The following is a 25,289-nucleotide window of genomic DNA, read 5'->3' as shown; positions in this document are numbered from 1 at the left end:
ATGAATGTTTTGTCAGAAAGGTAGACTTACTGCGCCGCGCCGGCGTCTTTCTGCGTCTCGCCTTCGTGTTCGTCCGCGTGGTCGTGGTCGTGGTCGTGATCGTGACCGTCTCCGGACGCCGACCCCGCGACGAGTTCCGACGAGTCGGACATCATGTCGAGGTTCTTCAGGTTGTCGCGCTCTTCGAAGTCGGCGACGGCCTCGAGCAGGTCGTTCTGCGTGAGTTCCATCCGCTCTTCGGTGAGCGCTTCGAGGACGGCCTCGCGGAGGACGAGCCGGAGGTCGGAGCCGGTGAGGCCCTCCGTCACGTCGGCGATGGCCGAGGGGTCGAACTCGTCTATGTCCATTCGGTTCGTGATGACCCGGAGGATGTCGGCGCGCATCCCGCGGTCCGGCTTGGGGAAGTTGACGATCTCGTCGAAGCGCCGCCACGCCGCCGAGTCGAGCTGGTCGGGGTGGTTGGTCGCGCCGATGAGGATGACCTCGTCGCGAATCAGCGAGATGTCGTCGATGCTCTTGAGGAGCGTGTTGACCGCGCGCTTGAGCGCCGCGTGTTCGTCCGACCGGCGGGTCTTCGCCACCGAGTCGAACTCGTCGATAAAGAGGATACACGGCGACAGCCGCTTTGCCACCTCGAAGGTCTTTTCGACGTTCTTGGCCGTCTCGCCGAGGTACTGGCTCGTAATCATCGAGAGCTTCACCTCGACGAACGGGAGGCCGAGTTCGTGGGCGAGCGCCCGCGAGACGGTGGTCTTGCCGGTCCCCGGCGGCCCGACGAAGAGGATTTTCCCGATCTCGCGGAGGCCGATGTCCGCGAGGTACTCGCGGTGCTCGATGGCCTTCATCAGCTTGTGAATCTCGCCTTCCTGGTCCGTCGTGAGCACGAGGTCGTCGAGGGTCATCTCGATTTCCTCGGGCGCGCGGACCTGCACGAGGTCGAGCATCTCGGCGTCGTCCTCGTCGTCGAAGTACTCGTCGAGCAGGCTGTCTATCCACACGCGGTCGGCGTGAATCGGCCGGGTCTGTTCTCTCGCGTCCGCGTGGGTCACGTCCACGTCGTCGCGGTCCTCGACCGACTTCGCGACCGTCGGGTTCGTCACGAGCCGGTCGTGGTCGGCCCGCTTGACGAACCACTCCAGCGCCATCTCGGGTTGGGTCAGCGAGAGACGCCCGGAGAACTCCTCACGCTGGGTGAACATGAGGTCGGAAATCGCGTCCCAGGGGTGTTCGACGCCGGTCGCCTTCCGCGCGACGGACTCGGTCACGACCAGCGGTCGCTCGATGCCGCCCATCGACGAGTCGTCCTCGTCGCCGTCGTCCTCGGCGTCCGCCCAGAAGACGCGTCGATACCGCGGGGGAAGGTCGTTTTCGTCAAGCGTTCGGTCGTCAGTGTAGAGGTGGGCCGTCAGCAGAAACTCGACAACCTCGAGCGCCCGTTCACTCATCCCCCAGAAATTGCCCGGGGAGACGCATAAGAGCGTCGGAGCGTCGCCGGGAGCCGCGCGCGACCGAACTACCTCGATGGCAAAGAACGCGGCGCGGCTCCGTCTGCCGAAGTTAATTCCAGAAAAAGAATACAAAAATATATTCTAAATCGGGCGCATTACGCGATTATATTCCTTTCATCTGATTCTATATTGTGTCTTTATTCAGAATCCGAGGGTAAAATATCCTTTCTTAAACGATTAGGTCTTTATGGTTATCTTCCGCCACTGTGAGCCAAGAAAGTGAAATGATATTCACGAACGGCACGGGATATATGCCCGAATGCGGTACGTTCGACGCGGACGGTGGGTGGTGAGTCGCGTGGCGAAACAAGTTCCGACGACCTGCATGCGCTGTGCGGTCGGCTGTGGCCACGTCCATCTCGGCTCCGACACGGCGTACGGTCTCGACGCGGTCCGGGGCGACCCCTCGCACCCCGTGAACAACGGGCTGGCCTGCGGTCGCGGCATCCGCGAGTCGGCCGACCCCGACGGGTCGTGGCTCACGCGGCCGCTCGTCAGGGAGAACGGCGAACTCCGCCAGACCTCGTGGTCCGACGCGCTCGCGCGCGCGGGAGACGCCATCGCCGACGCGATGGCCGACGACCCCGACGAGGTCGCCGTCCTCGGGAGCGGTCAGCAGACGAACGAGGCGGCCTACGCCCTCGGAAAACTCGCCCGCGGCGGCATCGGCACCCGGAACTACGACGCGAACACGACGCTCTGCATGGCGAGCGCGGTCAAGGCCTACTACCGCGCCTTCGGGAGCGACGCGCCGCCGCCGACCTACGACGACATCCCCGAGGCCGAGACGCACCTCGTCTGGGGGGCGAACCCGGCGGTCGCCCACCCCGTGATGTTCCGGTGGATTCGCCAGTCGGCCGACGACGGCGACCTCGTCGTCGTCGACCCCGTCGAGACGAAGACCGCGGCGGTCGCCGACGACCACGTCGCCATCGACCCCGGCGGCGACCTCGCGCTGGCGCAGGCGATTCTCCGACACCTCGTCGAGACCGGCTCCGTGGACGAGTCGTTCGTCCGCGAACACACCGAGGGGTTCGACCGCGTCGTCGACGAACTCCCCCCGGTCGAGGAGGCGGCGTCGGAGGCCGGCGTCACCCTCGACGAAGTCGAGAAACTGGCGTCGCTCCTCGACGCGCCCACGCTCGTCTACTGGGGCATGGGCGTCAACCAGAGCGTCCGCGGCACCGCGACCGCCGGCGCGCTCGTGAACCTCTGTCTCGCCTCGGGGAACCTCGGCCCCAGCTCCGGCCCCTTTTCTCTCACCGGACAGGCGAACTCGATGGGCACTCGCGTCGTCTCCTCGAAGGGGACGTGGCCCGGCCATCGGCCGTTCGAGCACCCGGACCACCGTCGGACCGTCGCCGAGGCGTGGGGCGTGTCCGTCTCTCGGCTCCCCGACGACACCGGGCCGGGACCGGTCGGAATGTTCGGGTCGTCGCCGTCGGTCGTCTGGACCGTCGCCACCAACCCGCTCGCGGGGTTCCCGGACGCCACGGCCGCCCGCGAGGTCCTCGAAGACTCGTTCCTCGTCGTGCAGGACGCCTTCCGGTCCGAGACGGTCGAACTCGCCGACGTGGTGCTCCCCGCGGCGACGTGGGGCGAGGCCGAGGGGACCACGATGAACATGGAGCGGACCGTCTCGCGGGTCCGCCCGGCCACCGAGACGCCGCCGGGCGTCAGGCAGGACCTCGACATCATCGCCGACGTGGCCGCCCGCGTCGCGCCCGGACTGCTCCCGCGGCCGTCGGTCTCGCCGAGCGACCTGTTCGACGAGTTCGCCGCGCTCACCGAGGGGACCGACGCCGACTGCTCGGGACTGTCGTACACGCGACTCGACGGCGAGCGCGCCGTGCGCTGGCCCGCGCCGGACCCGACGAGCGAGGGCGGCTACCGCTACTACGACGCCGACGGGGAGTCCGACGACTCGACGTGGTCGTTCCCGACGCTGTCGGGGAAGGCGCAGTTCAGCGCGCTCTCGGGGCCGTCGCTCCCCGAACCCGCCGACGAGTCGTACCCGCTGACGCTCACGACCGGCCGCGAGGCCGACGGGTACAACACCGGCGTCCGCACGCGGAGCGACACGCCGGACCACCCGGTCGCCCGCGCGCACCCCGACACCATCGACGCGCACCGCGACGCGGTCGCCGACCCCGAGGGCGCCCGTCGAACCACCGTCGTCTCCCGCCGGGCATCGGTTCCGGCGACGCTCGACCCCGACGACGCCGTCCCGCCGGGCCTCGTCTGGCTCTCTATTCACCACCCCATGACCAACCGACTCACCAGCCCCGCGGTCGACCCGCAGTCGAACGAACCGAACTTCAAGCAGTGCGCCGTCCGCCTCGAACACCCCGAGACGACCGCGTCGACCGACCTCCTCGCGGCCGAGGTGAGCGACTGATGGCGCCCGTCGCCGCCGGCGGACGGCATCGCGAACTCGAACACACCGCCGCCTGAGAATGGCCGACGCGTCGCACCCACACCTCGACACCGGCCGCGCGGGCATCATCCTCGCCGGCGGCCGCTCGACCAGATTCGGCGGCATCGACAAGGCGACGGCCACCGTCGGCGGCCAGCCCATGATTCACCGGGTCGCCGCCTCGCTCGACCCCGTCGTCGACGAACTCGTCGTCAACTGCCGCGCCGAACAGCGGGACTCGCTGGCCGGCGCGCTGTTGGACTTCGACGTCCGGTTCGCGGAGGACGCCCACCCCGACCGGGGGCCCGTCTTCGGTTTACGGACCGCGTTGCGGGAGACGAGCGCCGAGTACGCGGCGGTCCTCCCGACCGATATGCCGCTGGTCCCGAGCGGGTTCATCTCGCACCTCTTCGGCCGCCTGCAGGGCGGCGCGGGCGTCGTCCCGCGGGTCTCCGAGACGACCCAACCGCTTCCCGCGGTCGTTCACTGCCGCGCCGCCGAAGTCGCCTGCACGGACACCATCCGCGCCGGCGACGACCGCCTCCAGACCGTGATGTCCGCCCTCGACGCCACCGTCCTCGACGACCGAGAAGTGGAGGCTCACGCCGGAACGCACGCGTTTCACAACGTGAACTCCTTCGACGACTTGCGCGCGCTCGCCGCTCGTCGGTGAACCGCGTTCGAGGGACATACCACATTATTGTCCATGAGGGTCTGTTTTGATTATCCAATAATCGGCCGTCTATTTGCCCAAAATACGACCTTATATTCGGAATATCCGGTTATAGAATGGATGAATACGGGAAATTGGGGAAATTTCTAAAGGTTTTCAACGAATACTCTTATCAACCTTTGTCGAGTCGTGTTATCACGAAACATGACCAAGTTCGCAAACAAACGCACACAGATAGTGGACAATTGCCCACTGGTGGTCGGAAATGGCGAGTAAGAAGGAAGCGTGGAAGTCGGAGCTCTACGGCGACGAGGTTCGCGAGAAAATCGAGGAGTTCGCCGAGAAGGGCGTCGACGCAATCCCCGAGGAGGAGCGCGACAAGTGGTTCACCCGCTTCAAGTTCTGGGGCATCTTCCAGCAACGGACGGGTCAGGACTCCTATTTCATGATGCGGCTGACGAACGCCAACGGCGTCCTCGAACCGGGGCAACTCCGGGCCATCGGTGAGGTCGCGCGCGACTACGCCTCCGGTCCCGTCGAGAACCCCGAGTTCGGCGACGCGTGGGTCGACCTGACGACGCGCCAGTCGATTCAGCTCCACTGGCTCGAACTCGAAGACATCCCCGCGGTCTGGGAGAAGCTCGAAGCGGCGGGCGTCTCCTCGCGGTCCGCGGGCGGCGACACCATGCGGAACATCACCGGCTGTCCGGTCGCCGGCCGCGACAAGCACGAACTCGTCGAGTCCCAGCCGCTTCTCGACCGCTTCCAGGAGGACCTCCGCGGGAACGACGCGCTGTCGAACATGCCGCGGAAGTTCAACATCAGCGTCACCGGCTGTCGCGAGGGCTGTGCGCAGGACTCGATAAACGACGTGGGACTCGAACCCGCGAAGAAGGAAGTCGACGGCGAGACGGTCACCGGCTTCAACGTCCGGGTCGGCGGCGGCCTCGGCTCCCGAAAGCCGCGCGTCGCCCGCGACCTCGACGTCTTCGTCGCCGACGAAGAGCGCGCCTACGAGGTCGTCCGCGGCTTCGTCGAACTCTACCACGAACACGGCAACCGCGACGTTCGGGCCCGCGCCCGCAGTCGCTTCTTCGTCGACGAGTGGGGCACGGAGAAGATTCGCGACCTCCTGCAGGAGGAGTACGTCGACTTCGAACTCCGGTCTGCGGGCGAGAACATCCGCGACGAGTACACCTACAACGCGGGCCGCCCGGAGTCCGCCGGCAAACACGACCACGTCGGCGTCCACGAGCAGGCCGACGGCGACTACTACGTCGGCCTCAGCGTCGCGGTCGGCCGGCTCACGGCGTCGGACGCCATCGAACTGGCCGACATCGCAGACGAGTACGGGTCCGGCGAGGTCCGACTCACTCGCCGGCAGAACCCGCTACTGATGGACGTGCCGGAGGAGAAGCTCGACGACCTGCTCGCCGAACCGCTCCTCGGCAAGCACACGCCCGTCCCGAACCCGTTCCAGCGCGGCACCGTCGCCTGCACCGGCACGGAGTTCTGCTCGCTCGCGCTCACGGAGACGAAAGCGCGGACCGCCCGGATGCTCCGGTGGCTCCGCGACAACGTGGACGTGCCCGACGACGTGAGTCAACTGAAGATTCACTACTCCGGCTGTACCGCCGACTGCGGGCAGGCGAACACGGCCGACATCGGCCTGTTCGGCATGCGCGCCCAGAAAGACGGCGAGATGGTCGAGGCGATGGACATCGGCGTCGGCGGCGGCATCGGCGAGGACCCGTCGTTCGTCGAGTGGGTTCGACAGCGCATCCCGGCGGACGAGGTGCCGGGCGCAATCGCGTCGCTCGTCGAGGCGTTCGCCGAGCGCCGCGAGCCCGGACAGACGTTCCGCGAGTGGGTCGAGGCCGAGGGGACCGAGGCCGTCACGGAGTACTGCGTCCCCGAGGAGACGGACTTCGAAGCGCCGTACATGCACGACGCGAAGCAGTCGTGGTACCCCTTCGCCGAGGACGAGGCGCAGTCCGAACAGACGGTCACGAGCGACTGAACATGACCGACCGCATCGCCTCCGAGAACCCGGCTGACGACGCCGACGCCGCCGATTCCGAGGCCGCCGACGCGGGCTTCGAGCACGCCTCGGCCGACGTCGCGCCGGAACTGTTCCCGGCGGAGCCAACGGTCGCCGACGCGGGTACCGGCGGGACCCCCGGTCGGCCGGACATCGACTCCGCCACCAGTTCCTGACGTTCCGAGACTCGGTGCCGTCGTCTCCACTTTCACCGCTTCCTCGGCGTTTTTCGACCCGAACGACAACTCGTCGCGACGAATAGCGAGTTCTAAACTATTTATGGTGTTCGAACCCGGATGCTGTGTCATGCCAGAGCCAGTCATCGCGGCCGCGTACCGCACGCCGTTCGGCAAGGCGGGCGGCGTGTTCGAAGACGTCCGAAGCGAGGACCTCTCGGTCACGCTCATCGACCACATCCTCGACGAACACGACGTCAACCCCGACGACGTGGAGGACCTGATGTGGGGCGTCGCCCAACAGCGCACCGAACAGGACAACAACGTCGCCCGCGTCATCGCGCTCCTGTCGGCCCTCGGCGAGGGGACGCCCGCGACGAGCATCAACCGGTGGTGCGCCTCCTCGATGCAGGCCATCATCTCGGCGTCCGACGCCGTCGCCGCCGGCAACCGCGAGTGCATCGTCGCCGGCGGCGTCGAGAGCATGTCCCGCGTGCCGATGGACGGCGACTCCTACGAGCACCTCCATCCGGAACTGAGCGAGCGGTACAACATCTTCCAACTCCAGATGGGGATGACCGCCGAGAAGGTCGCCGAGGAGTACGAAGTCTCTCGGGAGGCCCAAGACGAATTCGCGCTTCGGAGCCACCGGCGCGCCGCCGACGCGACCGACTCGGGCCGTTTCGACGACGAAATCGTCCCGGTCGAGACGGCAGACGGCGTCGTCACCGAAGACGAGGGCATCCGCCGCGACACCTCGATGGAGGTGCTCGCCGGCCTCGACCCCGCCTTCTCGGGCGACGGCTCGGTCACCGCCGGTAACTCCTCGCAGATAACCGACGGCGCGGCCGCCGTCCTCGTCACCAGCCACGAGTTCGCCGACGAACGCGGCCTCGACGTGCTCGCCTCGGTCGGCACGAACAACGTCGCCGGCGTCGACCCGACGGTCATGGGCATCGGCCCGGTCCCGGCCACCCGCGGCCTCCTCGACCGCGCCGGCACCGACATCGACGACTACGGCCTCGTCGAAATCAACGAGGCGTTCGCCAGCCAGTGCGAGTACTCCCGCCGCGAACTCGGTATCGACGCGGACGAACTCAACGTCAACGGCGGCGCAATCGCCCTCGGCCACCCGCTCGGGGCGTCCGGCGCGCGCCTCCCGGTGACGCTCATCCACGAGATGCAGAAGCGCGACGTGGACCGCGGCCTCGCGTCGCTCTGCGTCGGCTTCGGCCAAGGTGCGGCAATCGAGTTCAGCAGGTAGGGCGAGAGTTCGGCTGTTTTTTAGTCCAGATTTTTGCTGAGCGGAGCGAGGGAAAAAAGGCAGTGGCGCGGCAATCGAGTTCAGTCGGTAAGGTCGCCCCGCGTTTTTATCCCGGTTCGTCGCGGGAAGCGAGCGAAATCCGAGGACCACGCGTCGGTGGTTCCCCGAACCGCCGACCTCGGCTATCGCTCACGAATATACGTGCGCCTTTCGTCACGTTCATACTTCGGTCGTCGAGAGTATCCCGGTGATGAATCTCACGACGGCCGTTCTCTCGGGGGGCGTCGCGGCGCTGGCGGCCGCGGGGGTCGCCTCCGCGGGAGTCGCTCCGAGCCCCGACCTCGGCGCGCCCGTCTGGTACGTCCTCGTCGCGCTCACCGTCGGCTACTGGACGGTGTTCGTCCGGTGGGCGCGGCGCTGACCGGTCGGGGACGACGCGAAAAATTCGACCGCGCGGCGGGCGGCGAGAGCCGTTACTCGGGGTTGACGAGCTCTTCTGCGTCCCGGACGGCCTCGCGCTCGCCGATGATGGTGATGCGGTCGCCCTCCTGGAGGGTGTACTCCGCGTTGGGGACCGTCGTGTCGCCGTTCCGCGAGACGAGCGTGACGAGACAGCCGTCGGGCAGTTCGGGACCGATTTCGCGGATGGTCCGCCCGATGAGTCGCTCGGCGGTGACCTCGACCTCCTGGACGTCGCCGGAGCGGCCGATCTCGCCCATCCAGTTCGACATCGACGGGCGCTCGATGTAGTTGTCGAGCGCCTGCGCCGTGGCGATGGTCGACGAGATGGTCCGCACGCCGAGTTCTTCGAACGCCTCGACGTTATCGGGGTTGTTCGCCCGCGCGAGGACGCTCTCGGGTTCGAACTTCGAGTTCGCCAACTGCGCGACGAGCAGGTTCACGTCGTCGTCGCCGGTCGCGGCGACCACGAACTTGGCGTTCGCGGCCCCCGCGGAGCGTAAGACGCTCGTGTCGGCGCCGTCGCCGTGATGGACGGTAAAGCCCATGTTCCGGGCCGTCTGGACTACTTCTTGGTCCTGCTCGATGAGGACCACGTTCTCTCCGCGGTCTGCGAGGCGTTCGGCGAGCGCACGGCCCACTTTCCCGCCTCCGATGATGAGTACACGCATTGGGATGACGTCGAGGTATTCTGCGATCTGGCGAGCGAGGCCGGCCTCGAAGACGACGGTCGTCAGGATGACGAGGAAGACCGTGCCGACGAGAATCGAGGCGCTCTGGTTCAGCGCGGCGGCCTGCTGGGCCATTCCCTCGGCCGCCAGCCGCGTCGCCTCCTCCTGTAGGGCGATAGCGAACAGCGAGGCCACGGACGCGGGGATGATACCGCGCGGGCCGACGAAGCTCATGAAGAGCTTCTCTCCTTTCGTGAATCGGTCGCCGCGGGCCGAGATGAAGACCAACAGCGGCCGAATCACGAGCGCGACGGCGGCGACGACGACGAGGCCGCCGACGCCGAGGTTCAGGAGGTTCTGGAAGTCCAACAGCGCCGCGAGGGCGATGAAGACGAACGACAGCACGAGGAGTGTGATGTCGCCTTTGAACGCCGAAATCTCCTCTTCGTACGGCACGTCCGCGTTGCCGAGGAGGATGCCGGCGGTCGCCACCGCGGCGATGCCGGCCTCCGTGGCGACGTAGTCCGCCGCCCCGTAAGACACGAGCGCGCCGGCGAGGACGAGCAGGCGCGCGTTCTGCGGCGCGTTGCCCGGCGAGAGGTCGACGTACCGGAGCGCGTAGTACAGCGCCCCGGCGACGATTGCGCCCACGATGACGCCGACGCCGAGGCGCTCGGCGAACAGCGTCACGAGAGCGTCGGGACTACTGACGCCTTCGAGGATGGCCTCGAAGATGACGACGGCGACGATGGCCGCCGTCACGTCGTTGACGATACCCTCCGTGTCGAGCGCCGCGCCGACCCGGTCGCGGACCGGGACGACTTCGAGAATCGGCGCGATGACCGTCGGCCCGGTCGCGACGAGGAGCGCGCCCACGAGGAACGACACCGGCCACGGCGCGCCGAGCGCGTAGTGGACGACGACGCCGGTCGCGATGAACGAGATTATCGCCCCGACGGTGACGAGTCGGAACGTCGCGGCCGGCGCTTCCCGTAGCTTGTCGATTCGAAGGTGGAACGCGCCCTCGAACACGATGATGGCGACCGAGAGACCGACGATGGCCTGTAGTGCGTTCCCGAACGAGTCGGGAGAGATGACGCCGAGGACCTCCGGGCCGAGCAGGATGCCCGACGCGATGAGGAACACGACGCTTGGGACCTGAAACCGGTCCGAGAGCACCTGCGAGACCACGCCGATGCCGATTATCGCGGCGACGAGCGGGATGAGGTTCGCCCCTCCTGCTGCGGCCACTTATATCGCCTCCATGGATTCGGTTCATGTGGCGACGGAAGATAAAACCATACATCTCGGGCGGTATTCCCGCGGTCTTGTGGATACGTATGTCCGCAAAATCCCCGAAAAAGTTTAGGCTGTCATATTTTACTGGGTCGCGTCCCGTTCGCGGCCCCGCCCCGTTTCCGTTTCGCCCCGGCGCTCCTCGTCGTAGATGAGAGACACCTCGTCGGCGTAGCGGTCGAGGATGTTCCGGCGCTTTTTCTTCATCGTCGGCGTCATCAGGTCGTTGCCCTCCGAGAACTCCTCGGGGACGACGCGGAACTGCTTGATTCGCTCGTAGGACTCGAAGTTCTCGTTGGCCGCCTCCACCTCGGCCTCGATGCGCTCGTACACCCGGTCGTCGCGGCAGACGGCTTTCGGCTCGTCCGGGAGGTCGATTCCCTCCTCGTCGGCCCACTCGCGCAGGCCGTCGAAACTCGGGACGATGAGCGCCGAGACGAACTTGCGGCCGTCGCCGAGGACCATGCACTGTTCGACGACCGGCGAGGAGGCGAAGGCGTCCTCGATGGGCCCGGGCGCGACGTTCTTGCCCGTCGAGAGGACGAGAATCTGCTTGGCGCGCTCGCGGAACGCGATGTAGCCGTCGGGCCGGCGTTCGACCACGTCGCCGGTGCGGAACCAGCGTTCGGCCTCGTCGTCCTCGACGAACGCCGCCTCGGTCTCCTCGGGGTCGTTCCAGTAGCCCTCGGTGACGCTCGGCCCGCGGACGAGCAGTTCGCCCACCTCGCCGCCCGCGTCGCCGAGTCGGTCGCCGACGACGGTCGCGTCGAGTTTCGTCTCGACGGTCCGAAGCGGGTAGCCGATAGTGCCGATTTTCGGCTCTTCGGGGGGGTTGACCGAGATGACCGGCGAGGTCTCGGTGAGGCCGTAGCCCTCGTAAATCGGGAGGCCCATCGCGTGGTAGAGCGCGCACAGCTCGGCCGAGAGGCTCCCGCCGCCGCTGATGAAAAAGTCGATGTTGTCGCCGAGCGCCTCGCGCACCTGCCCGAACACGAGGCGGTCGGCGAGGCGGTGTTTCGCGGTGAGCAGGTAGCCCGGCGCGTCGGTCGTGTGGTACGCCTGCCCGACGCCGACGGCCCACTCGAAGACGCGCTTTTTCGCCGGCGATTCGCTGGCCTGCGTCCGAATGGCGTCGTAGAGCTTCTCGTACACGCGGGGGACGCTCGTCCCGACCGTCGGCCGGGCGAGCTGGAAGTCCTCGCGGAGCGTATCGGGGCTCTCGGCGTAGGCGACGGTCGCGCCCGCCGCGAACATCATGAAGTGGCCGGCCATGCGCTCGAAGACGTGCGCCAGCGGCAGAAAGGAAAGCGTCACCGCGTCGGGACCGATGACCGGCGTGTCGCCTTTGTCCGGGCGCGGGCCGAAGCGCCGATAGCTCTCGTTGACGTTCGACCGGAAGTTCCAGTGGGTGAGTTGGACGCCTTTCGGCTGGCCGGTCGTCCCCGAGGTGTAGATGAGGCTGGCGAGGTCCTCGGGGTCGCGCTCGTCAAGCCACGATTCGGCGGCCGCCTCGTCGTACACGCCCTCGCCGCGGCGGTAGAGCTCGCCGAGGGTCAGCACGTCGTCGCGGTCGTCGCGGCCGTCGTACTCGTCTACGACGACGATAAACCGCAGGTCCAACTCGTCTTCGATGGCGAGCACGCGCTCCAGTAGTTCTTCGTTCTCGACCACGACGGCGTTCGCCCCGGGGTCGGAAAGCAGATACTGCACCTGACGCTCCGACGACGAGGTGTACACCGTGGTGACGACGCCGCCCGCGCCGAGGACCGCGAAGTCGGTCTGCGCCCACTCCATGCGCGTGTGCGAGAGGATGCCCACCCGGTCGCCGCTCTCGATGCCGAGGTCGCGAAACCCGGCCGCGAGGCGGCGGACGACGCCCCGCATCTCCTCGTAGGTCAGGTCGGCGAAGTCGCCGTCGGGAGCCGCCGGGACGACGCCCTCGGCGACCAGCGACCGCCGGTAGACGCCGCCTTTGTATCGCTGTGCGACTCGCGAGGCATTCCGCGACGCGCTCGCCTCGAACATCCGTGGGAGGGTCGACCGCTCGATGACCGGGTCGTCGAACGCCGCCTCCGCGTCCCGCCAGTCCATGTTCTGTTAGTAATAATTCAACATCTAAAAACTATGTACGTGCGGTCTGTTGAAAGCCCGCGGTACCGCGGGGAAACGGTGATTTCGACTCCCGGTCGCGTCACTCGTCGTCGCCGACGTAGTCGAGGTAGCCGAGCACGCCGCGGGTGTTCAGACGTTCCTCGTCGCGGGCCTTCCGCGCGCCCCACACCTCGTCCATCTGGGTGTGCTCGACGAAGTGGTCGATGACGGCCTCGTCGTCGCCGAGTTCCGCGCGCTTCTGGCGGATGGCCTCGACCCACTCCACGAGGACGCGCTTGTACTTCTCGGCGAGGTCGGTGTCGAAGGGCCTCGGTCCGAAGTGGCCGAAACAGACCGTCTCGGGGTCGATGTCCTCGATGGTCCGCACGTCGTCGAGCGCCTTCTGGAGGTGGAACTGCGAGGGCGGCGAGGTCTGTCGGAGCGTCCGCGACCGCGGCTCCCAGATGCCGAGCGCGTCGCCGACGAAAAGCGCGTCGTCGCCGTCGTCGTGGAACATCACCTGATGCGGCGCGTGGCCGGGCGCGTGGTGGACCGTGAGCGTCCGGTCGCCGAGGTCGATTTCGTCGCCGTCGGTGAGGCCCTCGACGCGATCTTCGTCGATTGGGAGCGGCTCGTCGTAGAACCGCCACTGGTCTTCGACGGCCGCCTTCGTGCCCTCGACGAGCCGCGAGGGGTCCACGAGGTGCGGCGCGCCGAGCTCGTGGGTCATGACGGTCGCGTCGGGGTAGCGCTCGGCGAGGTAGCCCGCGCCGCCCGCGTGGTCGAGGTGGACGTGCGTCGGCAGGACGTACGCGAGGTCGTCGACGCCGACCTCGTCGAGCATCCCGAAGACCGCCTCCCTGTCGGCGGCGATGCCGGTGTCGACGAGCGCCGGCTTCTCGGCGTCGATGAGGTAGACCGAGCCGTACTTCTCCACCTCGTACATGCCGGTGTCGACGTAGTAGAGGTCCGTGCTGTCCGGGACGGGTTCGACGTCGCCAATAGCCATAGTTGACGGCCGTCTCGGGGAAAGAAAAGCGTTCGGTCGCCGGACCCCCCACGTTGATTACGGGCGACCGCAAAGCCGTCCCCATGTCCGAACAGGGCGGCGACCCGCTCCCGGACGTCGACATCGCGGACGTCTCGCCGATGGCGTGGCGACTGCTCAGAGTCGCCGCCGGCTACAACCAGCGGGCCGTCGAGCGCGCCGTCGACGACCTCATGCAGGCGCACATCTCCATGCTCGAATCCGGGAGCCGCGGCCTCTCGCGGTCGCGCCGACGCGCCCTGCTCGCGCTGTACGCCGCGGAACTCGACGACGAACAGGTCCGCACGCTCGTCGAACAGTTTTAAACCGCGTCGAGACGCGACGCCGAACCTCGCTTCCGTCCCCCGATTCCGACGGGAACGCGGCTGTCGACACCGATATACCGCCATTCGCTACCGTATTGAAAATAATTAAGTAAGACTATCGTTAGAGATAGCGTGTATCAATGATACGCGGTGTTACAAAGACTGCTCGCGGACGATTCGCCGTCTTCACGCTCGCCCTCGTCGCGTCTCTCGCGTTGGCCTTCGGGCCGTCGCTGGAGGGGCTTTCGACGCGGGGGCAGTACGCATTAGCGACGATGGTGTTCGCCGGCACGCTCTGGGTGTCCGGGGCGCTTCCCCTCGCGGTGACGGCGCTGTCGATACCGGTGTTGCTCACGGCCTACGGCGTCTACGGCGACATCGACCCGGCGCTCGCCGGCTTCGCCGACCACCTCATCTTCCTCTTTATCGCCGGTTTCATGCTGGCGAACGCGCTCCAGAAGTACAACATCGACCGCCGCATCGCGCTGTGGCTCATGGCCGTCATGGGGTCGTCGCCGCGGCGGCTCATCCTCGCCATCATGCTCGCCACGGCGTTCCTGTCGATGTGGGTCTCGAACACCGCGACGACGGCGATGATGACGCCCATCGCGCTCGGCGTCCTCGCGCAGGTGCTCGGCCGCGAGGAGGTCTACGAGGCCGACGCCACTGAGGACTCCTTTTCGAACATGCAGATAGCGACGCTCCTCGGCACCGCCTACGCCGCGAGCGTCGGCGGAGTCGGCACCCTCATCGGCACCCCGCCGAACGCGGTCGTCGCCACCCAGCTCAACGCGTTGCTCGGCTACGACATCGGCTTCGCCGAGTGGCTCCTCGTCGGCCTCCCAATCGTCGCCATCACCCTCCCCATCGTCTGGTACCTCCTCACGTTCCGGTTCTACCCGCCCGAGGTCGACGACGTGGAGGGTGCCCGCGAACAGGCGCGCGAGTACCTCGCCGAGGAGGGCGCGCTCTCGACCCGCGGCCGCCGCGTCGCGTACATCTTCGCCGCCACCGCCGGCCTGTGGGTCGTCGGCGGCCTCGATCTCGCGTTCGAGGGCGTCCTCTCGGACCCGGTGTTCAACACCCTGTTCGGCACCGGCGAGGGGATGACGCTCCTCGGCGTTGAGGGCCATCAGGGCCTCCTGTACTACGTGATGGTCGGGATGGTCTCCATCCCGGCGCTCGTCCTCGCGGACACGATGGAGTGGGACGAGCTGGCCGACATCGACTGGGGGACGATTCTCCTCTTCGGCGGCGGCATCTCGCTGGCCGACGCGTTCGCCTCCACGGGCGCGACGCGGTGGCTCGCCGAGGCCGTCTTCGGCTCTCTGACCGGCGCGCCCATCATCCTCGTCGTCGGCGCTATCGTGCTTCTGGTCATCTTCCTCACGGAGATGACCTCGAACACCGCGACGGCGACGATCATCGTTCCCGTGCTCATCGGCATCGGGAGCATCTTCGCGGCGACGCTCGGCCTCACCGAGGTCTCCGCGGCGGTGTTCCTCGCGGTCAGCGGGGCCATCGCCGCCTCGTTCGCCTTCGCGCTTCCGGTAGCGACGCCCCCGAACGCCATCGTCTTCGGGAGCGGCCACATCAAGCAGTCGCACATGATGCGGGCGGGGACCGTCCTCAACGTCGTGATGACCGGCGTGCTGACGATTCTCATCTGGTTCCTCTTCCAGTTCGTCTGGCCGGCGTTCCTCTGGTAGTCGGCGCGTCTGCGTTCGGCGCTCGCCGACGCCTCTCCGCGCGGTCTCGACCTCCGTTCTTCGGCGATGCGATACGATTTTCCCGCCCGCCCGGAAACCACAGTCCAATGATTGACAGGCAACTGCTCCGCGACGAACCGGAGCGAGTTCGCGACGCGCTCGCCGCCCGTAACATGGAGGGCGTGGACATCGACCGCGTCCTCGACGTGTACGACGAGTGGCGCTCGCTGAAGGCTGAAGGCGACGACCTCCGCCACGAGCGCAACGAGGTCAGCCAGAAAATCGGCCAGCTGAAACAGGAGGGCAAAGACGAGGAAGCACAGGAAGCCATCGACCGTTCGGGCGAGCTCAAGACGGAGCTCCAGGAGCTCGAAGCCCGCGCCGACGAGCTCGAAGCGGAGCTCGACGAGGCGCTCATGGAACTGCCGAACCTCCCCCACGAGTCGGTTCCCGTCGGGGCCGACGAGGCCGACAACGAGGAGGTCCGCCGCGTCGGCTTCGACGACCGCCGCGAGCTTCCCGACGAGGTGACGCCGCACTACGACCTCGGCGAGGAACTCGACATAATCGACGAGGGTCGCGCGGCCAAGACCACCGGCTCGGGCTTCTACTTCCTGAAAGGCGAGGGCGCGATGCTCGAACACGCGCTCGTGCAGTTCATGCTCGACGTGCACCGCGAACAGGAGTACGTCGACCTGTTCCCGCCGATTCCGGTCAAGACCACCTCGATGGAGGGCACCGGCCAGCTCCCGAAGTTCGCGGAGGACGCCTACCGCATCGGCGGCTCGGAGACCGAGGACTACGACGACGACGACCTGTGGCTCTGTCCCACCGCGGAGGTCCCGGTCACGAACATGTACCGCGACGAGATTCTGCTGAAGGACGACCTCCCGCTGAAGCATCAGGCGTACACGCCGAACTTCCGGCGCGAGGCGGGCGAACACGGCACCGAGACCCGCGGCATCGTCCGCGTCCACCAGTTCAACAAGGTCGAACTCGTCAATTTCGTCGAGCCCGACGAGTCGTACGACCGGCTCGAAGCGCTCGTCGACGAGGCCGCAGAAGTGCTCGACCGACTCGGTCTGCCGTACCGCGTCCTCTCGCTTTGCACCGGCGACCTCACCTTCGCGTCGGCGAAGACCTACGACCTCGAAGTGTGGGCCCCCGGCACGGAGTCCGAGGACGGCCCCGAGGACCTCGGCGGCCGCTGGCTCGAAGTGTCGTCGGCCTCGAACTTCGAGGACTTCCAGGCGCGCCGCGCCGGCCTCCGGTACCGCCCCGAGCGCCACGAGTCGGCGGAGTACCTCCACACGCTCAACGCGTCGGGCACGGCCGTCGGCCGCGTCATGGTCGCGCTCCTCGAATACTACCAAAACGAGGACGGCACGGTCGACGTGCCCGAACCGCTCCAGCCCTACATGGGCGGCCGCGAGGTCATCGAGGGCCACGAGCCGGTCGGCGAGGCCGCGGTCGGTGCCGGCAAGAAGGACTGAGCGACCGACCCGCGCCGCCACCGCGCTTTTCGCTTCTCACTCTCTTTGTCTCCCGCGACTCGCGCCGTCAGTTCGCCGTCGACGACTTGACGAACGTCTTCAGCTCCGAGAGCTTCCCGTCGCGCGCCCGAAACCGGTCGAGGAAGACGAACAGCTCGTCGCCGTCGCGGTCTTCGAGATGGCCGCGGACGACGATTTCGTCGTCGGACTTCGACTGGATGTAGCGCTCGATGACGTGTCGCGTGTCCTTTTGCGGCCTGTCGTCCCGCATGAACGAGACGAACTCCTCGCGCCCCGTGAGCGTCATGTCGCCGCGGTGCTGGACGAATTCCGGTTCGAGGAGGTTCCGAAGCATCTCGTATCCGTGGTGGTCGAGCGCCGTGTAGTACTGCCGGGCCAGATACGTCGCGTCGGGATGCACGCTCTCCCTTCGTCGGCTGGCGGGAAGTATCCGACGCCGGTTCGCCTCGCCCCTCGACCGAGTCGCGCGCGCCGACGCCGCGTTCGGGACGCTTTTCTCGGCCAGCCGCGTACCGCGGCTGTGGACCTGCACGTTCGATACGAGGGCGACGACGACCCGAAGAAGTGCACGGCGAAGAAGCTCGAACGCTTCGACATGGCCGCCCTCCACGGCTCCGACCGCGAGACCCCCTACGGCGTCGTGCTCAACCCCCACGCCGACAGGGCGCTGTCGCCAGCCGACGCGGACACGAGCGCGCTCGTCGCGCTCGACTGCTCGTGGGAGTCGGCCGGCGAGGCCATGTTCTCGCTCCCCGGCGAGCACCGCGCGCTCCCGTATCTCGTCGCCGCCAACCCCGTGAACTTCGGCCGCCCGATGCAGTTGACGACGGTCGAGGCGATAGCCGCCGCGCTCGTCATCTTCGGCGAGAAAACGCGGGCCGAAGACGTGCTCTCGAAGTTCAACTGGGGGCACACGTTCCTCGAACTCAACGAGGAGCCGCTCCGCCGGTACTCGGAGTGCGCGGACTCGACCGAGGTCGTCGAGATTCAACGGGAGTACCTCGAACGCGGCGAGTAGTCGTTTCGACGCCCCTCGACCTCAGCCTCAGATTCAGCTCAGCCTCAGCTTTTCACCCACGCGCCGACGGCCCCGGCGATGGCGCTGTCGATAGCGAAGACGAGCGTCAAGATGACGCCCGCGACGAGGACGCCGACGCCGCCGAGGAGTCCGCCCAGCGGGCCGCCGGCGAGTCCGAGGAGACTCCCGAGGAGCGCCGCGAGGAGCGTCACGACCATACCCGAGATAGAGCCCGCGACGAGGCCGTTCCACGCGCCGTTGCCGAGCGTGCCGCCCGCGAGGTAGCCCGCCGCGAAGCCGCCGAGCAGGCCCGCGCCGATTTGGCCGACGACGGGGAGCGCGAGCCCGCCCGTGCCGACGACGACGATGACGACGAAGCCGACGGCGACCGCTTTCCAGTCAGTCATGCGTCGAGGTAGGCCGCGGGCGGGCAAGAACTTCGTGGCGGTCGCGGGGGTTGACGGTTTGGCGGTCCGCGTCCGTTCGCGTCCGTCAGCGCCCGCGCGTCGGTCGCCCGCGACCCCTTCGCTTCCGGTCGAACCGTGCGGGAGACCTGCACGGCGAATCCCCCGCTCGAAGCGCCGAGCCCCAAACGGACGCGCTTTTACGGCTCGGCCATGTAGCGGACTGCAATGATTTTCGAGTCTCTCCCGACCACGCCCCGGTCGGACGAACTCATCGACAAGGCCTTCTCGCGGGCCGCGCGCACGGGGCGAGCGAAGCAGAACAAGTTGGAGGCTCAGCAGTCGATGCTCCAGACGGCGTCGAACATCCTCTCGGACAACCTCGAAAACGTCGTCGTCGAGTGGCCCGACTTCGGGACGGTCGACCCCTTCTACTACGAACTCGCCGACGCCATCGTCGACGTCGACGAGGTTCGAAAGAGCCTCTCGGAAGTGATGTGGGCCTCCCGGCAGGTCGACAACATCGCCCGCGAGTACCAGCCGAAGCTCCGCAAGACCGACGCGGACCTCGCGCGAAAGCACCGAAAGCAGGCGTTCGCCCGCATGGCGAGCGTCGTCGAGGAGGTCGAAGACGACCTGCTCCGCATCGGCGAGGCCCGCGACGCCCTGAAGGACCTCCCCGACATCCGCCCGGACGAACCGGCAATCGTCGTCGCCGGCTACCCGAACGTCGGCAAGTCCTCGTTCGTCAACGACGTGACCCGCGCGTCGAACGAAATCGCCCGCTACCCCTTCACGACGAAGGGCGTCCAAATCGGGCACTTCGACCGCGACCGCATCCGCTACCAGATTATCGACACGCCGGGACTGCTCGACCGCCCGGAAGACGAGCGCAACGACATCGAGCGACAGGCCGTGAGCGCCCTCGAACACCTCGCGGACGCCGTCATCTTCGTCGCCGACGCCAGCGGGGCGTGCGGCTACCCCATCGAGTCACAGCTCGAACTCCGCGACGCCGTGAAAGCGCGCTTCGAAGAGCGCGACATCCCGGTGCTCACCGTCTGTAACAAAAGCGACCGCTCGACGGACATGGAGGCCGACCTCTACATGAGCGTCGAGACGGGCGAGAACGTCGAGGCCGTCCTCGACGCCGCGGTCGAGGCCATCGGGTTCGAACCCGACATCCCGCCGTCGCGCAACGAGTAATCGAACCGACGCGGATTTTCGGGTTCCGTCGTTTTCGTCACGCCGCAAGCGGAGAGAGCCGCGGCTACGGGGTGAGTGTCGGAGAACGAGGACGCGGGGTGGTCGAACCGCGAACCGCGAGTTCGGTAGCGGGGCGCGGGCGCTTACTCGGCTTCGTAGACCATCTGGACGGTCGCCGAGACGGTCACGGGGCCGGGCGAGAGTTCGGTCGAACCGCCGCGGGCGGCGTCTTCGGCGTAGGCGACCGGGTACGGGCCGGGCGAGGCGCTCCCGCCGACGGTGGCGGTGTGGACGCCCGCGACGGTCAGGCCCGAGGCGCTGGCGACCGCGTCGGCGTCGGCCTTCGCGGAGTCGACGGCGCGGGTCAGGGCCTCCTCGCGGAGTTCGGCGCGCTTCTCGTCGGTGAGCGTGAAGGCGACGCCGCGGATTTCGCTGGCACCGGCACCGACCGCGAGGTCGATGACCTCGCCGGCGCGGTCGGGGGCGACCTCGACGCGGAGGGTGTGGGTGGCGCGGTAGCCGAGGAGTTCGCGCTCCTGTCCGCTGTAGTCGTACTCGGGGTAGATGTTGAAGCCGGTCGTCTGGATGGCGTCCTCGGCGACGCCGGCGTCGGTGAGGGCGGCGCGGACGGCGGCCACGTCGTCGGCGACGGTGCCGCGGGCGTCGTCGGCCGAGTCGGCGGTGGTCGTCACGGCGATGGAGACCACGGCGAGGTCGGCGTCGGCGGTCACTTCGCCGGTGCCGGTCGTGGAGATAGTCGTCGCGTCGGTCGCGTTCGTCGCGTCTGTGCCGCCGTCGGTCGTCGCCTGCAGGGGTGCCGAGAGACAGCCCGCGAGGAGGACGAGGCCGACGAGGAATATCGGTGCAATCGTGCGTCGTTGCATACCCAGCATACGCGGGTTCAGCTATTCAAGCCGCGCTAGAGACAAAGAGCGACTGTAGCCTTCGAAACGGGTGACAGAATCGTCGCCGCGCTACTCCACGACGGCGACGTAGCGCACCTGCACGTCGATTTCGCTCGCCCCCCACGGCGACAGCGGTTCGGGGGCGACGGCGTTCACCCGCCTCGTGAGTTCGCGTTCGACCACCGGGGGGTCCGACGCCGGGTCGTAGCCGACGGTCACGACGATACCCTCCGGCTCCTGGAGCGGGCCGCTGTCGTACTGCAGTTCCATCGACAGCAGTCGCGCGTCGGTGTCCGACAGCGCGTCTTCGACGGCGTCGCGCGCGTCGGTCTGGAAGTCGGCGTTCCGGTAGGTCGTGTAGGTGACCGCGCCGAGGAACGACGAGAGCACGAGCAGTCCGACCCCGATGACGGCGATGCGGAAGAAGGCGGCCCGGCGGGCCTCGTCGCGGCGAATCCAGCGTTCGGGTCGGTAGCCCTGTCGCCAGAGGACGCCGATGGCGACGAAGTTGACGGAGAGGATGTTGACGAGGACGAGGATGGCCGAGCCGACGACGGCCTCGGGCGCGCCCCACGCGATGCCGATGCCGACGACGGCGGTCGGCGGGACCAACGCGGCGGCTATCATGACGCCGACGAGCGCGGTCGAGACGCCCGAGGAGAGCGAAATCGCGCCCGCCGCCCCCGCGCCGAGCGCGATGACGAGCGACAGCACGTCGGGCGCGAGGCGCTCGTCAACCTCGGGAATCGACAGCACCTCAGCCGGCGACAGCGGGACCGCCCCGGTCTGCCTGAGCAGGAAGGCGAAGACGGCGGCCGCGCCGACCGCGAGGAGGCCGCCGAGCGCCTGCAGGCGAACCCCGCGGGCGAACATCTCGTCGTCGTCGACGACGGTGCCGACGCTCGCGGACATCGCGGGGCCGACGAGCGGGGCGATGACCATCGAGCCGACGACCACGGCCGGCGAGTCGAGAAGCAGGCCCGCGGTGGCGACGAGCGCCGAGATGGCCGTCATGAGCACGTACGTCGGCACCGACGGCGCGAGTTCGGCGGCCTTGGAGGCCAGTTCCTCGCGGGCGATGCGGTCGCCGTTCTCCTCGTCTTCCTCGTACTGCTCGCGGAGCTGGTCGAACCGCTTCGACGCGACCGTCTCGGCGGCGACGACGACGGTGTAGGCGTCGCGCTCGACGCCCGCCTCGCGGAGCCGCGCCAACACCGGTTCGACGGCCTCCTTGGGGACCGGGAAGGTGACGACGGCGACGAAGTCCCGTCCCGAGGTCTCCTCGGAGACGGCGTAGTCCACGCCCTCCTCGTCGAGCGTCCGCAGGACGGCCTCGCGCTTGCCGGTCGGCACCAACACCTGTACGAGTCGCACGGCCTCACGTCGGTCCGGGCGGTGAAATAAGCAGGGGCTCGGCTACGCGTCCGACTCGTCGCGCAACCGCCGGAGGACGGGCATCTCGTCGAGGCGCTCGTCGGGGAGCGCGTCCCAGTCGATGCCCTCGGGTCGGGGGTACGGGGTCTCGGTTCGGACCAGCCGCTCGGGGGTGACGACGAGGTCCATCGGCACGTCGTGGGCGTCCGGCTCGGGCAGGTCGTCGCGGACCTGTCGCTCGTGGACCGTCGTCGCCACGGTCGTCTCCGCGGAGACGGCTCTCAGCCCCCGCAACACCGCGTATTCGAGGTCGCTGAACCCCTCGCCCTTTCCGACGCGAGCGCCCGCCTCGGAGGCGGCGACCGACCCCGAGACGACGAGGTCGATGGGCGGGAGGTCGTCGGGGCCGACTTTGTCGGCGTAGGTCTCGACGTGCGAGACGGTCGGCGCGCTGTCGAGGTCGTCGTCGTCGATGCGAGCGGGGTCGAGTTCGTAGAAACACTCCTCGTCGCGGAGCCGCGGGACGGCCATGTAGACGGTCTTGCCCTCGCGGAGCGCCCGCCGCCTGACGGGGAGTTGCGGGGCGTCCGGGTTGGCTTTCACCGCGTCGGCGGCGGCCCACTCGGGCGTCGCCGCCAGTCGCTCGGCGGCCGCCGTCGCGTCGGCGAAGTTCGGGATGCGGCCGTGCGGCGGGAAGGGAAACCGGGCCGCGCCCGACGATTCGAGGTCGTCCCACACCGTCGTTCGGAGCGTCGCTTTGTCCATCGCGTCGCCGTCGCGTACTCGCGCCGGGCCAATAGCTCCCCCGCTCGGGCCGCGAGCGGTTCCCGTCGTCGCGCGCAGTCCCCGGCTACGAGAAGTCGGACGCCGACTGCGACAACAGCACCTTCCGCAGGACGGTGTCGGCCCCGCGGCGGACGCGCTCGGAGGCGGCCTGCGGGCTGATTCCGAGTCGGTCGGCCACCTCGTTGAGCGTGGTCTGACGGGGGACCTTGAAGTAGCCCTCAGAGACGGCGGTGACGAGCGCCTCCTGTTGTTCGTTGGTGATGTCGAAGTTGTAGACGCCCGGTTCGCCCTCCGCGAGGGTGTAGATGCGTTCGACGTGGAACTCGATCTCCTCGTCCTGACAGCGGTTGTGGAACTCGGTCAACCCGGTGTGGTCGTTGAACCGGAGGCGGAACAGCCACGGGTCGTTGCCGTGGGCTTCGAGAATCGTCGCCTCGCTGTCGGTGAGTATCCGAGTCAGACTCGACGTGGTCCCACCCCAGTTGACTTTGTACAGCACCCGGTCTTCGATGCGGGCCACCGCCGTCAGGTCGTCGACGATGCGGTTGTGCCGGACGGCGCGCTCGAACGCCTCGAAGTCGGTGCCGTGCGCCCAGAAGAACGGCATGACCTCGCCGCCGGTCGGGACGACGCGCTCTAGCTCGATGTGGATGCCGTTCGAGACGGCGGTGACCCTCCCGAGGTCGAAGCTCTCTGAGTCGATGGTCAACTCGACGACTACGGCCATTACTGGCTGTCTTTTAGCGGCCGCCGTATTGAACTCCCGTGTCAGTCGAGTTCCATGAGCGACCGAAAGCGGCGCTCGAACGCCGGAATTCACCCGCTTCCGCTAGCATTTCGGCCGATAGAACCCGTTCGTGACCAGATTCGGTTCATAACATGTAACGTCGGTTCCCGGATGCACTATTTCAATGACCGGACTGTGAAAGCAGAAAGAGAATCTGGCTTGCTATAGTAATCTCCAGAAGTATTTGCTCATCTCCCTTGACGCAAGGGTAAAAATCGATGGGTAGCAGCAGGTTACGTCGTCAGAGGGTGCAAAGAGTTCCAGATTCTACTATAGCTATGCACTCTCGGGGGACGTAGTTGTGAACACACACAGACATCGACAGCCGTACGCCGTCCAGACGCGCCGCGACGGCGCAGAGGTGTGCGGACGTGTGATTGACTGGTCGCGCTCTCGACGGTACCGGTATCGGGTGGTGCGCGCCGGGTGCCCGGAGCGCGACCGTTCGGCGACTCGCGGGAGACGCGTTACCTCGGCGTCTCGCGCCCGTCGCGCGACGCCCGTTGGGACCCGACGGGGGTTGCGCTGATGGTGGCCGCGACGTCTCCCCGACTCGACGAGGCGTTCGACGCTCTCGGAAACGTCCATCGGCGACGGTTGCTGATGGGCCTGCGCCGACGGCGACGCACGCGCCTCGACGCGGCAACGCGGGACGCGGCCGGTGGTGGCGGCCGCGACCGCGACCGGCTGAAGGTGGAACTGTTCCACGTTCATCTGCCGAAGCTCGCCGACGCGGGCTTCGTCGAGTGGAACCGTCGTCGCGGTTCCGTCGCCTGCGGCCCTCGATTCGACGAAATCGAGCCGCTGTTGCGATTTCTCGACGAGGGCGCGGGCGAGCTATCGGCCGGCGGCTGTGACTGACGCGGCCGCTTCATTCACGCGTCGTCGGCGAGTCGCCGTGGGGGCGACTCGCCCGGAGACGTGATTCTTTTCGACGGTGACGCCGCCGGCGGTGAGCCCATTCCGCCCACCTTATCCGTCGCGGTGGCGAACCATCGGTATGTTCGAAGACCGACCGGACCGCGACGAAATCGTCCTCGTCGGGCGGTCGAACGTGGGGAAGTCGACGCTGATGCGAGAGCTGACGGGTCACAGCAAGTTCACGACGGGCAAGAAGCCCGGCGTCACCCGCAAGCCCAACCACTTCGACTGGAACGCGGAGAAGTTCATGTTCACCGACCTGCCCGGGTTCGGCTTCATGTCCGGCGTCGACCGCGACACCCGCGAGGCAATCAAGACCGACGTCGTCCAGTACATCGAAGAACACGCCGACGACATCCTCGCGGCGGTCCTCGTCGTCGACGGGAAAAGCGTCATCGACATCATCGACCGCCACACCACCGAGGACTCCATCCCCCACGACGTGGAGATGTTCTTCTTCCTCGACGAACTCGACATCCCGACCGTGGTCGCGGTCAACAAGATGGACAAGGTCGACGACCGCGACGAGCGCCTGAACGACCTCTGTGACCGCCTCGGGCTGTTCCCGCCGTGGAAGCAGTGGCGGAACGTCATCGCGCCCATCACGGCCAAGCGCGGCGACATCTCGGCCCTCGAAGAGGCCCTGCGGTCGCACCTCCACGAACAGAGCCGCGACGACCTGTTCAAGTTCCTCTGAGCGAGGCGCGGCCGGTGCTG

General features: G+C 67.5%; 23 protein-coding genes. 13 read left to right on the top strand and 10 right to left on the bottom strand.

Going from position 1 to position 25,289, the window contains the following annotated elements:
- Nucleotides 1-26: 26 nt before the first annotated feature.
- Complete coding sequence (locus IEV64_RS17410; protein WP_007276142.1) at nt 27-1,445, bottom strand: ATP-binding protein; 1,419 nt, start codon at nt 1,443-1,445, stop codon at nt 27-29.
- 322 nt (nt 1,446-1,767) lie between these two features.
- Here IEV64_RS17410 and nasA point away from each other — a divergent pair, with 322 nt between their 5' ends.
- The 6 genes from nasA (at nt 1,768) to IEV64_RS17380 (ending at nt 8,499) form a co-directional block, all read left to right on the top strand.
- On the top strand, nt 1,768-3,906 hold the full coding sequence (nasA, locus tag IEV64_RS17405; protein ID WP_188424701.1) for an assimilatory nitrate reductase NasA: 2,139 nt from the start codon (nt 1,768-1,770) through the stop codon (nt 3,904-3,906).
- 58 nt (nt 3,907-3,964) lie between these two features.
- The gene (locus tag IEV64_RS17400) at nt 3,965-4,597 is read left to right on the top strand and encodes a molybdenum cofactor guanylyltransferase (RefSeq protein ID WP_188424699.1); all 633 of its coding nucleotides are present in this window, start codon (nt 3,965-3,967) and stop codon (nt 4,595-4,597) included.
- Nucleotides 4,598-4,862: 265 nt separating this feature from the next.
- On the top strand, nt 4,863-6,617 hold the full coding sequence (locus IEV64_RS17395) for a nitrite/sulfite reductase (protein ID WP_188424697.1): 1,755 nt from the start codon (nt 4,863-4,865) through the stop codon (nt 6,615-6,617).
- Between the two features lie 2 nt (nt 6,618-6,619).
- On the top strand, nt 6,620-6,814 hold the full coding sequence (locus IEV64_RS17390) for a hypothetical protein (RefSeq protein ID WP_007276138.1): 195 nt from the start codon (nt 6,620-6,622) through the stop codon (nt 6,812-6,814).
- Nucleotides 6,815-6,944: 130 nt separating this feature from the next.
- Nucleotides 6,945-8,078, top strand: a complete 1,134-nt coding sequence (locus IEV64_RS17385) for a thiolase family protein (RefSeq protein ID WP_188424695.1) — start codon at nt 6,945-6,947, stop codon at nt 8,076-8,078.
- Between the two features lie 250 nt (nt 8,079-8,328).
- On the top strand, nt 8,329-8,499 hold the full coding sequence (locus IEV64_RS17380; protein WP_007276136.1) for a hypothetical protein: 171 nt from the start codon (nt 8,329-8,331) through the stop codon (nt 8,497-8,499).
- Nucleotides 8,500-8,551: 52 nt separating this feature from the next.
- Here the strand turns inward: IEV64_RS17380 and IEV64_RS17375 are convergent, their stop codons facing one another.
- The 3 genes from IEV64_RS17375 to IEV64_RS17365 form a co-directional block, all read right to left on the bottom strand.
- Nucleotides 8,552-10,459 carry a cation:proton antiporter domain-containing protein gene (locus tag IEV64_RS17375; protein WP_007276135.1) on the bottom strand — a complete coding sequence of 636 codons (1,908 nt, stop codon included), beginning with the start codon at nt 10,457-10,459 and terminating at the stop codon, nt 8,552-8,554.
- A 129-nt stretch (nt 10,460-10,588) separates the two neighbouring features.
- Nucleotides 10,589-12,595, bottom strand: coding sequence for an AMP-dependent synthetase/ligase (locus IEV64_RS17370; RefSeq protein WP_188424693.1), 2,007 nt, complete (start codon nt 12,593-12,595; stop codon nt 10,589-10,591).
- Nucleotides 12,596-12,695: 100 nt separating this feature from the next.
- A complete protein-coding gene (locus IEV64_RS17365; protein WP_007276133.1) occupies nt 12,696-13,604 on the bottom strand; it encodes an MBL fold metallo-hydrolase in 909 nt (302 codons plus the stop codon).
- Nucleotides 13,605-13,687: 83 nt separating this feature from the next.
- Here IEV64_RS17365 and IEV64_RS17360 point away from each other — a divergent pair, with 83 nt between their 5' ends.
- The 3 genes from IEV64_RS17360 to serS all read left to right on the top strand — a co-directional run bounded on the left by IEV64_RS17360 (nt 13,688) and on the right by serS (nt 17,150).
- Nucleotides 13,688-13,948, top strand: a complete 261-nt coding sequence (locus IEV64_RS17360) for a hypothetical protein (protein WP_049920657.1) — start codon at nt 13,688-13,690, stop codon at nt 13,946-13,948.
- Between the two features lie 140 nt (nt 13,949-14,088).
- Nucleotides 14,089-15,657, top strand: a complete 1,569-nt coding sequence (locus IEV64_RS17355; protein WP_007276131.1) for an SLC13 family permease — start codon at nt 14,089-14,091, stop codon at nt 15,655-15,657.
- Nucleotides 15,658-15,764: 107 nt separating this feature from the next.
- Nucleotides 15,765-17,150 carry a serine--tRNA ligase gene (gene serS / locus IEV64_RS17350; protein WP_007276130.1) on the top strand — a complete coding sequence of 462 codons (1,386 nt, stop codon included), beginning with the start codon at nt 15,765-15,767 and terminating at the stop codon, nt 17,148-17,150.
- A 67-nt stretch (nt 17,151-17,217) separates the two neighbouring features.
- Here serS and IEV64_RS17345 read toward each other — a convergent pair whose 3' ends face one another.
- Entirely contained in the window at nt 17,218-17,571 is a 354-nt protein-coding gene (locus IEV64_RS17345) for a nuclear transport factor 2 family protein (protein WP_007276129.1), read from the bottom strand.
- A 120-nt stretch (nt 17,572-17,691) separates the two neighbouring features.
- On the opposite strand from IEV64_RS17345, the gene IEV64_RS17340 reads away from it, so the two are divergent.
- The gene (locus IEV64_RS17340; RefSeq protein WP_188424692.1) at nt 17,692-18,189 is read left to right on the top strand and encodes a DUF367 family protein; all 498 of its coding nucleotides are present in this window, start codon (nt 17,692-17,694) and stop codon (nt 18,187-18,189) included.
- 44 nt (nt 18,190-18,233) lie between these two features.
- On the opposite strand, the gene IEV64_RS17335 is transcribed toward IEV64_RS17340, so the two are convergent.
- Entirely contained in the window at nt 18,234-18,596 is a 363-nt protein-coding gene (locus IEV64_RS17335) for a DUF5518 domain-containing protein (protein WP_007276128.1), read from the bottom strand.
- Between the two features lie 225 nt (nt 18,597-18,821).
- Between IEV64_RS17335 and IEV64_RS17330 the strand changes: the two genes are divergently transcribed.
- Nucleotides 18,822-19,799 (top strand): NOG1 family protein, encoded by a 978-nt coding sequence (locus tag IEV64_RS17330; RefSeq protein WP_004967427.1) that lies wholly within the window; start codon nt 18,822-18,824, stop codon nt 19,797-19,799.
- 143 nt (nt 19,800-19,942) lie between these two features.
- Here the strand turns inward: IEV64_RS17330 and IEV64_RS17325 are convergent, their stop codons facing one another.
- From IEV64_RS17325 to IEV64_RS17310, 4 genes are all read right to left on the bottom strand, one after another.
- Entirely contained in the window at nt 19,943-20,683 is a 741-nt protein-coding gene (locus IEV64_RS17325) for an SIMPL domain-containing protein (protein WP_188424691.1), read from the bottom strand.
- Nucleotides 20,684-20,773: 90 nt separating this feature from the next.
- Nucleotides 20,774-22,078: a TIGR00341 family protein gene (locus tag IEV64_RS17320; RefSeq protein ID WP_188424690.1), complete on the bottom strand. Its 1,305-nt coding sequence runs from the start codon at nt 22,076-22,078 to the stop codon at nt 20,774-20,776.
- Between the two features lie 42 nt (nt 22,079-22,120).
- On the bottom strand, nt 22,121-22,843 hold the full coding sequence (locus tag IEV64_RS17315; RefSeq protein WP_188424689.1) for a 5-formyltetrahydrofolate cyclo-ligase: 723 nt from the start codon (nt 22,841-22,843) through the stop codon (nt 22,121-22,123).
- Between the two features lie 85 nt (nt 22,844-22,928).
- Nucleotides 22,929-23,591, bottom strand: a complete 663-nt coding sequence (locus tag IEV64_RS17310) for a helix-turn-helix domain-containing protein (RefSeq protein ID WP_004967423.1) — start codon at nt 23,589-23,591, stop codon at nt 22,929-22,931.
- A 486-nt stretch (nt 23,592-24,077) separates the two neighbouring features.
- Between IEV64_RS17310 and IEV64_RS17305 the strand changes: the two genes are divergently transcribed.
- Both IEV64_RS17305 and engB read left to right on the top strand, forming a co-directional pair.
- Nucleotides 24,078-24,512 carry a DUF7344 domain-containing protein gene (locus IEV64_RS17305; RefSeq protein WP_229722721.1) on the top strand — a complete coding sequence of 145 codons (435 nt, stop codon included), beginning with the start codon at nt 24,078-24,080 and terminating at the stop codon, nt 24,510-24,512.
- Between the two features lie 139 nt (nt 24,513-24,651).
- Nucleotides 24,652-25,269, top strand: a complete 618-nt coding sequence (engB, locus tag IEV64_RS17300; RefSeq protein WP_188424688.1) for a GTP-binding protein EngB — start codon at nt 24,652-24,654, stop codon at nt 25,267-25,269.
- The last annotated feature ends 20 nt before the right edge of the window (nt 25,270-25,289 follow it).

The organism is Haloferax sulfurifontis (assembly GCF_014635105.1).
Lineage (GTDB): Archaea > Halobacteriota > Halobacteria > Halobacteriales > Haloferacaceae > Haloferax > Haloferax denitrificans.
Note: the sequence above shows the minus strand (reverse complement) of the source record. Positions and strands in the feature narration are given on the sequence as shown.